Raw genomic sequence first — 10,209 nt, 5'->3', positions numbered from 1 at the left:
CGACGAGCGCCTCGCGGAGCGCGGCCTGGATGGAGTCGGCGTCCCAGCCGGAGAGGCTCTCGAGCGCTTCGCGGGCACTGTCGAGGACCTCGTCGAGATTGGCGGGCAGCCCTTTGCGGGCATCATCGGCGACGTCGATGGCGTCGTCGTTCTTGAAGAGGAAGCCGAGCATCTCAGGCGCCTCACCGAGCAGCGTGATGCGCTCCTGGATCAGGGGTGCGGCCTCCGCGATGATTGCTGTCTCGCGGGGGTCCAGTGGATCCCCCACCAGCCCGGCGGCCACGAGATAGGGGACGAGGCGCGTCCGGAACTCCGCCGGATCGAGGAGCCGCACATGGGTGCCGTTGATGGCTTCGGCCTTCTTCAGGTCGAAGCGGGCAGGGTTCCCGAGGACGTCGGTGATGTCGAACTTCTCCACCAGCTCGTCCACCGTGAAGATGTCCTCATCGGCGGACAGGCTCCAGCCGAGGAGGGAGAGGTAGTTGAGCAGGCCTTCCCGGATGAACCCGCGCTCGCGGTGGAGGAAGAGGTTCGACTCGGGGTCCCGCTTCGAAAGCTTCTTGTTCCCCTGCCCCATCACGTAGGGGAGGTGCCCGAAGAGCGGCATGTAGCGCGCCACGCCGATGTCGATCAACGCACGGTAGAGAGCCACCTGCCGTGGAGTGGAGGACAGCAGGTCCTCTCCCCGCAGGATGTGGGTGATGCCCATCAGGGCATCGTCCACGGGATTGACCAGCGTATAGAGGGGGGCGCCGTTGGCACGGACGACGGCGAAATCGGGGACGCTTCCGGCGCGGAAGGTAATCTCGCCGCGCACCAGGTCGGTGAAGGTGATGTCCTCGTCCGGCATGCGCAGCCGCAGGACGGGCTCGCGACCCCCGCTGCGCAGCGCCGTACGTTGCTCGGCGGTGAGGTCCCGATCGAAGTTGTCGTACCCGAGCTTGACGTCACGGCCGGCAGCACGGTGACGCTCCTCGACCTCTTCGGGGGTGGAGAACGATTCATACAGGTGGCCGGCCTCGACCAGCCTGGCGACGACGTCCGAGTACAGCTCGCTGCGCTGTGACTGGCGGTACGGCGCGTGGGGTCCGCCGACCTCCACTCCCTCATCCCAGTCGATACCGAGCCACCGCATCGCTTCGAGCAACTGCCCGTAGCTCTCCTCGCTGTCCCGGTTGGCGTCCGTGTCCTCGATGCGGAAGATCAGCTTTCCGCCCGTATGCCGCGCGTAGGCCCAGTTGAAAAGGGCGGTGCGGATCAGGCCCACATGGGGAGTTCCCGTTGGCGACGGGCAGAAACGCACGCGGACGGGAGTGGATGCGGTGACAGTGGGGAGCTCAGCGGCAGTAGTCATGATGGTGCAAGTCTAGTAGCCGGGCACAGCCCGGGTTGCAGGAACGGACGCTCCGCTCAGCGCCGGACAGGGTTGGAGAGCCTGCCGATTCCCTCGATGTCGACGTCGAAGCGCTGGCCGTCGGTGATCAGGCCGACTCCGGCCGGCGTGCCCGTGAGGATGATGTCCCCCGGCAGCAGCGTGAAGGCCTGGGACACGTAGGCCACGAGTTCACGCGCGCCCCAGATCATGTTGCTCGTCGAGCCGTCCTGGCGTAGCTCACCGTCGAGGCTCCCCTGGATGCTGAGGTTCTCGGGATCGAGATCGGTCTCGATCCACGGCCCGAGGGGGCAGGACGTATCGAAGCCCTTGGCCCGCGCCCACTGGTTGTCGGTCTTCTGGACGTCCCGCGCCGTGAGGTCGTTGGCGCAGGTGTACCCGAAGACGACGTCGTCAACGCGCTCGAGGGGAACGTCCTTGCAGATGCGGCCGATCACCACTGCCAATTCGGCCTCGTACGAGATCTGGTCGGAGAAGGAGGGAAGCATCACCGGGTCACCCGGACCGACGACCGAGGTGTTCGGCTTGAGGAACATCAGCGGAGCGGCCGGGGTTGCCGAACCCATCTCGCTGGCGTGGTCCGCATAATTGAGGCCGATGCCCACCACCTTGCTGCGCGGAATCACCGGCGCAAGTAGCCTCACGTCCTCCAGGGCATGGCGTGCCCCGGTCAGGTGAACCCCTGCGTAGAACGGGTCACCGTTGATCACCGCCACTTCTTCGCTTCCGCTGGGCCCCTCGACTACGCCGAACATGGGATCGTCATCCACTACAAAACGTGCAATTCGCATGGCCCAAGGCTACAGGTCACGGCGCACCGGGCGCGGGCACACAAAAGCCGCGGACCTCCCTCCCCAGAAGGTGTAGGTCCGCGGCCTAAGTGGTGCTGGCTATACTGCTGGACGTACTAGGGTTAGACGGCGGCGTTGCAGCCACAGTCTGGAAGGCCTAGTGAGGCCAGCGGTTGACGTCGGTGCCCGACACCGTGGGCGAGACGGTCTTGGTCGAGGAGGATGTGGTCTTGGTCGAGGACTTGTCCCCGGCGAATGCCGCGGATCCTCCACCGGCCACGAGCAGTGCGGTCAACATTACTGTTGCGGCAATTTTCTTCATAATATTGATCCTTGGGCTTGAGGGGAGACCTGGTTTTTCCTTCTCGCGAGTGCGATTAGTCCGAGGATATACGAAAACAGTGTGTTCACACCAGTAACTCCAGCAACTTTTTCAACTTTCCAGTACATTTACTTCGGATTGCCCTAGACTTGGGCCCGGCAAGCAGGGGATCAGCCCCAACAGCACCGGTGGTCACACGGTGCACCGCGACAGGAAGGTGGCGATGGCTCCGCATAATGAACCAGGCGAGCGTGTGCTTCTCGAGCTAAGCGCTCGCGATTCCTGGAACCAGCGGGATTACGATAAGGCTCGCCGCACGGCCCACGAGGCAGCAGTTCTAGCCCTTGGTCTCGGTGACGCTTCCGCTTGGTGGAACATGACGTTCTTGCAGGCAGAGTGCCTGCGCAAGCTGGGTCTTATGAGGGAGTCCGCAGAGGTTTCCCAGGAACTTGAAAATCACCCACTTACAATCCAGTCAGCCGCGCTTACTGCACGGGTCTCCACCATTCTGTCTCTGGCGCTGCAGGGCTGCGGCGACTTACCTGAGGCCGTATTGGCGGCAAGAAAGGCAGCTGTCAGCGCTGCTCTGGCCTTGGATCAACAGGATTATCAGATTAAGGCCCAAGACACATTGATCGCGGCCCTCGCCGACAGTGACCAACTTGAGGATGCCTGGGTGGAATGCCTGACCTTGGCCGCCCTCCTGCAGGGCAACCCGAGCTCACAAAGCGCGGGCATGAGTTACTGGGCCATCGGCAACGTCGCCTTCCTTATGGACCAGTCCGAGGAAGGCACCAAGTACCATCGCCTTGCGGCTGAGAACCTCTCCCCCACCAACGATCTCGAGCTCTGGGCCAAGTTCAACCGGGCCTCCGCCGAGATCCGACTCGCCGCCGGCGTCGTCCAGCCTGAAACGCTCGAATGCATCGACCGCGCCGAGTTGGCCGTCTCGATCGTGGGGGGCAGCGAACGCGACAAGGTTGAGCTGGCGTTGACCAGGGCGCACTGGCTTGTGCTCACCGGCCAGTTCGATGCAGCGGCCGAGCGCCTCAAATTCGTCATCAGCAAAGACAGGCTGCTCGCCACCCATACTGCTGCTGAAGCCCACCTGCTGCTCGGGAGAGCCTTGAAGGCCAAACGGGACCAACCCGAGGCGGCGCAGAACCTCAAGACGAGCGAGAAGCTGTTCAGCAAGGCCGGCGCCCCGAGCAGGGCCGATTCGGCGCGGGAACTGATCGAGGACATCGAGCCCACCCGCTCCTGAACTCTCTTGGGGCAGGGAATTCAGGAGCGGTATCCAGTCTTTTCCGGAGTGCTACTTCTGCCCTAGCAACTCCTGGACTTCCTCACTGCTGAGCTTGTTCCACGGAGAGGCATCCGACCCTTGCTGGGCGGCCTCGGGGCTGTCGCTCCTGGACCACCATTTGGCCTCGAACACATCGCCGCCGAGAAGCACGCGCTCACCCTTCAGGTAGGTCTTCTCGGCGTCCCAGGCGGGGTAGGTTCCGGCAGGTGCCGTCACTTTCGGCAGCGGCTTCTCACCCGGCAGTACCGGCCCGAGCAGGGTCCATGGCGTCTCGGCGGCCTGGAGCACCGGGTTGTCCGGAACGTCGCCCTGGGTCCAGTACTTGGCCACGTAGACATTGCGGTGCCAGACGACGCGCTCATCCTCGGTATAGGTGCCGGTCTCGCTCCAGATCGGATAAGGGCTGGTAGCCGGGTCATCCTCGACCGGGCCGGCAGGAGCCTCCGAGGGCGCCGGAGCGTCACTCAGCGTGGCGGCACGGCCTTCGAATCCTTCGCCGAGAACCTGCGCGAACTGCAGTCCGTCCTGATCGATGCCGCTGCACCCGTCCGAGACCACGGTGAGGTCAGGGTAATTGTCACTGCAGGTGGCGTCCCTGTTGAGTGACCACATCGACATCCGGCCCACCCCCGTGCTGATGGCGAACTTGTTGAACGCGTCCGCCGCATCGAGGTCGAAGACCTCCTCCTTGACATCGTTCTGGCCCACCATGGGTGTCAGACCGATCTTGCGCCATGCAGCCTGCGGACCGAGTTCGATTCCCGCCCGCTGGTAGAGGATGGACAACTGGCTGTGCGTCGCCTTCGCCGCGTTGATCGAAGCGTCAAGCATACTGACGCCGGCCTCCCTGCCCTCGCCGTAATCCATGGTCATCGCATTGACCCCAGCGAGGTCGACTTCAGCGCTGAGAAATTGCGCGACGGCGTCGGTCCCTGCCTCGGTGAGGCCCGACGGGGCCACTGGAAGTGTCAGCCAGACCTTGAGGGGTTTCTTCGCTGCGGCACGCTCCTTCGAAAGGGCTGCGATCGCCTCCGCCCTCCGCTTCCCCGCCGCGGTGTCCAGCAGGTTCTCCCCCTCGATGTCCAGGTCGATCATCGAGACCTCGTAGCGGTCGATCACGCGCTCGTAGGCGTCCTTCAACTTGAGCGGGTCCGAGCAGGACGTCGCCAGTTCATCGTTCAGCAGCCCGCCGAAGGAGATCGACACCTCTCCCCCGTTCTGGGCCAATCGGGCGGTCCGGCGGTCGAGGTCGAGCGCCGTCTCGGCCTCATCCATGCTGTAGGCGGCGCCCCAGGAAGGTTCGCAACCGTCGTCGGGATCCGCGACGATGAAGGAGAGCAGTACGTTCTTTCCCTCGTCGGTCACCGGCTTCTCGAAAGGATAGAAGGGCGTGGCGGTGGCATCCACATAACCGGCGAAGAAGGCTCCCCCGGCATCGGCGGCCCGGGCGTCCTCGAACCGGTTCAGCCCCACGAAGGAGCCGACCACCAGTGCTGATGCTGCGCTGAGAAGGACCAGAAGCCGGAGTACGGAAAGCCTTCGGCCTGGAAAACGTTTGGACACAATGCCCCCAGTTGATGCCCGGAACGGGCGGAAAAAGTAATGAGACCAGCAAGTAGAAAGTGCCCGGAAAGGGCGCATCGATGAGACCTGATCAAGCAATCAAATTAACAAATCATGCTTGATGGATCAATGATACTGTTACTCCGATCACAGATCGGCCATCTCAGCCGATTGTTTCGAAACCGTCCCTTCCGGTCTCACATCGGGACGCTTTCCAGGTTTCGGATCCGTGGTTTCCGGTCAATTGCTGACAAGGCAGCGGTATTGCCGCTGCCGAACTGCTGGGGATGAAATATGTCGAACAAAATAGCCGCGCCCTCCACTTCACTGCCGGGCGCGCCGGGGGAATCAAGCGGACGACGACGCCAGTGGGGTGCAGAGAAGCGGTCAGAACCTCTCTCGATCGTGCATCCCATTCCATCCAGCCGCAAAATCGCGCTAGGACGGCTCGGAATAACCGTAACGATCGTGGCCTGGCTGACCTATGTGGTGACGACAATCCTGCGGCAGTTCGCGGAGAACCCCAACGCCGGTTTCCGGTTCGAATTCGAGGCCGTTTCCTACCTCATTGTGGTCACTTTCCTGACCTTCTCCGCCCTGATGTATCTCGTTGCCCGGCAGGGCGCGCTATACCGGTTCCGCGACCACCGCAGAATTCCACGGGGTGAGCTCGACCGGCATTTCGCGGACCACCGCGACGGCATCACCGTTTTGGTTCCCTCCTACGCCGAAGAACCCCAGGTGGTTCGCGCCACCCTGTGGTCGGCCGCGCTCCAGGAGTTTCCCGATCTGCGGGTGGTCCTGCTGCTGGATGATCCACCCGAGCCCACCGATCCCGCCGTCCGCAGCCGCCTCGAGGCGACGCGCGCGCTCACCGTCGAGATCGAGGCAAGCCTGCTCGAACCCGCCGGTGCGGCAATCTCGGCCCTTGAGGGTTTCGACGAGCGCACGGCCAGCGCAGCCGGGACCGGACCCGACATGCTCCATGAACTGCAGCGGCTCATCCACGCCTACGAGGAGGCCTCGGGATGGCTGGAGGCCATGGCCGGGACGGAGCGCGTGGAGGACCACGTCGACGAGTTCTTCGTCGACCTCGTGATCATGGGCCTCGCCCGCGAACTCCGGCTGACCGTCCTTGCACTCACCGCAGCCCTGGCACAGCGTGACGCACCGAATGTACCCCGCATGCGCGAGCTCTACGTCCGGCTGGTCCGGATCTTCAACAGTCGCCTCGAGACCTTCGAGCGGAAGCGCTTTGCCTCGCTGTCCCACGAGGCGAACAAGGCCATGAACCTCAACGCCTACATCTCCCTCATGGGCCGCCGCTGGCACCGCGAAGCCGCCGGCGACGGCGTGGTGCTGCGCGCCGTCGAGCCGGGACAGGAGCGTCCGGACGACATCGTGGTGCCCGACTCCACCTACCTGCTGACCCTCGACGCCGACTCCCTGCTCCTTCGGGACTACTGCCTGCGCCTGGTGTACCTGCTGGAGTCACCGGGCAACGAGCGGGTGGCAGTCACGCAGACCCCCTACTCGTCCTTCCGCGGGGCACCGACCCGCATCGAACGCGTGGCCGGTGCATCCACCGACATCCAGCACATCCTGCACCAGGGCATGTCCTACTACGGGGCTACCTTCTGGGTCGGCGCGAATGCCGTCATCCGGAAGGAAGCCATCGAGGACATCGTCGAGGTGGAGAACGTCGGCGGGTTCGAGATCAGAACCTACATCCAGGACCGCACCGTCATCGAGGACACGGAATCGAGTGTGGACCTCGGCACCCACGGCTGGACATTGGTCAACTATCCGGAGCGCCTCAGCTACAGCGCGACGCCCCCCGACTTCGGTTCGCTCGTTGTCCAGCGCCGGCGGTGGGCCAACGGCGGCCTCCTGATCCTCCCGAAACTCTGGAACCAGCTGCGGCGACGGCGGTACCAGCGCGAGCAGATCCTCTTCCGGGAAGTTCTCCTTCGCGTCAACTACATGGCGTCCATCGCGTGGGCCAGCTTCGGCCTCCTGTTCCTCCTGGCCTACCCCTACGACAGCCGGCTCCTCAGCCCCGTCGTCTTCCTCGCGGCTGCTCCCTACTTCCTGGCCATGGGCAGCGACCTGCGGGACTGCGGGCACCGGTTCTCCGACATCTTCCGGATCTACGGCTTCAACCTGGTGCTACTGCCTGTGAACCTGGCCGGTGTGCTGAAATCCATCCAGCAGGCCTTCACCGGCGAGAAGATTCCGTTCGTGCGCACGCCGAAGGTGAAGGACCGCACTGCGGCCCCCGCGCTCTACGTGCTGGTTCCCTACGCGATCGTCCTGTTCTCCCTGCTGACCCTGGCCAGGGATGCCGTTGAGCAGAACTGGGGCAACGCAATTTTCGCGGCCCTCAACGCGGTCCTCGCGGCGGGTGCCATCCGGGCCTATATCGGCATCAAGAACTCGGTCGTCGACGTCGGACTCGGTGTCATGAACTGGCTTTACGTGGCACCCCGCAAGAAGAAGACAGTCGTATCGCCCGTCATCGACAAGACACCCGAGGAAGCCGACTGGGAGTCGATCCTTTACCACGGCGACCGGCGCCTCAACCGGGACCTCCGCGGAGCAAAGGACCGCCGCCGCAGAATAATGGTGCGGTGATCCCCCTTGGCGCACCGGCACTTGCGCACCAGCAGCTCTCCCGGCCGGGTTCCACCAGCAGGACATCTTCGATGAACAGGACGCGTACCCGTATGCGGGAGGAACCATCCGGGGAGACCGGCGCGGCCGGCACCAGCGGCAGTGACACTCCCGCCGGGGAGAACGATAAGGCAGCGACCGATGTCGCGATCGATGCCGCGGCGGCCAACGCCGCGGCCGCCGGCGAACGTGGCGACTCGGGGGCCATAGCCGACGTCGACGGCACCACCATTCTGACGCTGCCCGCCGGGGAGCACATCACCCGGGCCGTTGCTGACCGAAAAGCCGCGGAGGCACGGAAACTGGCCGGCGGCGTGGCCCGGCCACTGCTCATCGACATCAGTGGTGTGCTGTCGATCGACCGTGCTGCGCGGTCAGTGATGGGAAATGCCCGAATCTCCACCGCGATCGCGCTGCTGGGATCCAGTCCGGTGGACCGGGTGATCGGCAACTTCATGCTGGGCGGCCAGCCGCCGTCGTGCCCTGTTGAATTCTTTTCCTCGGAGAGCGAGGCGCTTGCGTGGCTCTCCGGATTCCGAAGGTACCCTGAGTCGAATGAGCTCTGACAACAAGGACCCGCGGCTGGCCATACTCGTGGACAGCATTGTGCGGCTCTCACGAGGGGAACTCAGCAGCCGGATCGAACCGTCGTCGGCGCGTGACGAGGTGGACGCCGTCATCACCGGGGTCAACCTCCTCGCCGAGGAACTGGAACAGGTGTACGACCAGTTCGAGAAGAGGGTGGAAAGCCGCACCGCGATGCTTCGACAGGCACACCTCGACCTGATGAAGATGGCGATGTCGGACGCCCTGACCGGGCTCGCGAACCGGGTCGCCCTGATGGACGGGATCGAGACCGCCCTCGCCGGAGCGCAGGCCGGCTCGCTGCCTCCCGCATTGATCCTCCTCGACCTTGATTCCTTCAAGAACGTGAATGACCGCTTCGGGCACGACGCCGGCGACCGTGTTCTCCAGGAGGTTGCCGCGCGCCTCAATGGCGTGGTGCGCGAGAGCGACATGGTGGCGCGCCTTGGCGGCGACGAGTTCGCCATCCTCCTCCCGGAGGTCACCATGGACGTCGCGATGCAGGTGGCGCGCCGTGCGCTGCAGGTGCTCGGGGAACAGATCCAGCTCGATCATCTGTACGTGCACTCCCGTGCCAGCATCGGCGTTCGTCTCGGTGATCCGGGACAGACCGCGGACGCACTCCTGCTGGACGCGGACACCGCCATGTACGCCGCGAAGCGTGAGGGCCGGAGCATCATCAAGGTCTTCGAGCCGCTGATGCTCTACACGCGTCAGCTACGGAGCCAGATGGCCACCGAACTGCGCGGCGCCATCACCTCCAACGAACTGGTGCTCCATTACCAGCCGGTGGTCGAGCTCGCAACGAACCGCGTCCTCGGCGTCGAAGTACTGGTCCGCTGGCAGCATCCCGTTCGCGGGCTGATCCCCCCGGACACCTTCATCCCCCTTGCCGAGGAGATCGGGGCGATCCACGACCTCGACCGCTGGGTGATGCTGACGTCGCTGCGGCAACTCGCGGAGTGGAGGCGGACGCTGCCCCTCGATGACGACTTCCAGCTGAGGGTGAACCTCTCCGCCGTCGAGCTGAAGCAGCTCGACCTGGTGGACCATGTCCGCTCACTCCTGCGCGACCTCGGGGTCCCAGCGCGATGCCTGGTGATCGAGATCACCGAGACGGCCATCGTGACGCGCGGAGAGGTGGAGATGTACTCGCTGCTCAGCCTGCAGAAGCTGGGCGTCGGCATCGAGATCGACGACTTCGGAACCGGATACTCCTCCATCAGCTACCTGCGCGAGCTTCCGGTCAGCATGGTGAAGGTGGACCGTTCGCTGCTCGTCGACCTGGATCACAGGCCCGGGCAACTCGAATTCGTCGCAGCAATCCTCCAGCTCATCCGGGCAGCCGGACTCGAAGCGGTTTTCGAGGGAATCGAGACGAAGGAACAGGCCGAGCAGCTGCGGGAGCTGGGATGCGCCAGCGGCCAGGGCTATTACTTCAGCAGGCCGCTTCCGGCAGTGGCAGCTACCGAACTGCTGACGGCCAGCAAATTCCTCAAGGTGACGGTCGACGTCCTTTAGGGTCGCCGGCTCCGGCTGGCTCAGTGCAACTAGCGCAGATCTGGCGGGTGCCGCC

8 protein-coding genes are annotated in these 10,209 nt (G+C 64.3%); 4 read left to right on the top strand and 4 right to left on the bottom strand.

The window, feature by feature from the left end; translation table 11 throughout:
- From gltX to Y705_RS21695, 3 genes are all read right to left on the bottom strand, one after another.
- The coding region (gltX, locus tag Y705_RS17065; RefSeq protein WP_081737752.1) for a glutamate--tRNA ligase at positions 1–1,354 on the bottom strand (1,354 nt) is incomplete at its 3' end.
- A gap of 56 nt (positions 1,355–1,410) precedes the next feature.
- Positions 1,411–2,184, bottom strand: a complete 774-nt coding sequence (locus Y705_RS0103390) for a fumarylacetoacetate hydrolase family protein (protein WP_026531832.1) — start codon at positions 2,182–2,184, stop codon at positions 1,411–1,413.
- A 157-nt stretch (positions 2,185–2,341) separates the two neighbouring features.
- Entirely contained in the window at positions 2,342–2,506 is a 165-nt protein-coding gene (locus tag Y705_RS21695; protein WP_155849891.1) for a hypothetical protein, read from the bottom strand.
- A gap of 376 nt (positions 2,507–2,882) precedes the next feature.
- On the opposite strand from Y705_RS21695, the gene Y705_RS0103380 reads away from it, so the two are divergent.
- The gene (locus tag Y705_RS0103380) at positions 2,883–3,770 is read left to right on the top strand and encodes a hypothetical protein (protein ID WP_155849890.1); all 888 of its coding nucleotides are present in this window, start codon (positions 2,883–2,885) and stop codon (positions 3,768–3,770) included.
- Between the two features lie 51 nt (positions 3,771–3,821).
- On the opposite strand, the gene Y705_RS0103375 is transcribed toward Y705_RS0103380, so the two are convergent.
- On the bottom strand, positions 3,822–5,375 hold the full coding sequence (locus Y705_RS0103375; RefSeq protein WP_026531830.1) for a chitinase: 1,554 nt from the start codon (positions 5,373–5,375) through the stop codon (positions 3,822–3,824).
- 294 nt (positions 5,376–5,669) lie between these two features.
- Here Y705_RS0103375 and Y705_RS0103370 point away from each other — a divergent pair, with 294 nt between their 5' ends.
- The 3 genes from Y705_RS0103370 to Y705_RS0103360 all read left to right on the top strand — a co-directional run bounded on the left by Y705_RS0103370 (position 5,670) and on the right by Y705_RS0103360 (position 10,154).
- Complete coding sequence (locus Y705_RS0103370; protein ID WP_026531829.1) at positions 5,670–8,009, top strand: glycosyltransferase family 2 protein; 2,340 nt, start codon at positions 5,670–5,672, stop codon at positions 8,007–8,009.
- 71 nt (positions 8,010–8,080) lie between these two features.
- The gene (locus Y705_RS17060; RefSeq protein ID WP_155849889.1) at positions 8,081–8,614 is read left to right on the top strand and encodes a DUF7793 family protein; all 534 of its coding nucleotides are present in this window, start codon (positions 8,081–8,083) and stop codon (positions 8,612–8,614) included.
- Complete coding sequence (locus Y705_RS0103360) at positions 8,604–10,154, top strand: putative bifunctional diguanylate cyclase/phosphodiesterase (protein WP_026531828.1); 1,551 nt, start codon at positions 8,604–8,606, stop codon at positions 10,152–10,154. The genes Y705_RS17060 and Y705_RS0103360 overlap by 11 nt, the downstream gene beginning before the upstream one ends.
- Positions 10,155–10,209: the final 55 nt, after the last annotated feature.

The organism is Arthrobacter sp. H41, assembly GCF_000520535.1.
GTDB lineage: Bacteria > Actinomycetota > Actinomycetes > Actinomycetales > Micrococcaceae > Arthrobacter_D.
This window is presented reverse-complemented; position numbering and strand designations above follow the sequence as displayed.

Coding starts and splice junctions, on each gene's coding strand:
- Y705_RS0103390 (WP_026531832.1), bottom strand. CDS start 2,184: ATGCGAATTGCACGTTTTGTAGTGGATGACGATCCCATGTTCGGCGTA.
- Y705_RS21695 (WP_155849891.1), bottom strand. CDS start 2,506: ATGAAGAAAATTGCCGCAACAGTAATGTTGACCGCACTGCTCGTGGCC.
- Y705_RS0103380 (WP_155849890.1), top strand. CDS start 2,883: ATGACGTTCTTGCAGGCAGAGTGCCTGCGCAAGCTGGGTCTTATGAGG.
- Y705_RS0103370 (WP_026531829.1), top strand. CDS start 5,670: ATGTCGAACAAAATAGCCGCGCCCTCCACTTCACTGCCGGGCGCGCCG.
- Y705_RS17060 (WP_155849889.1), top strand. CDS start 8,081: ATGAACAGGACGCGTACCCGTATGCGGGAGGAACCATCCGGGGAGACC.
- Y705_RS0103360 (WP_026531828.1), top strand. CDS start 8,604: ATGAGCTCTGACAACAAGGACCCGCGGCTGGCCATACTCGTGGACAGC.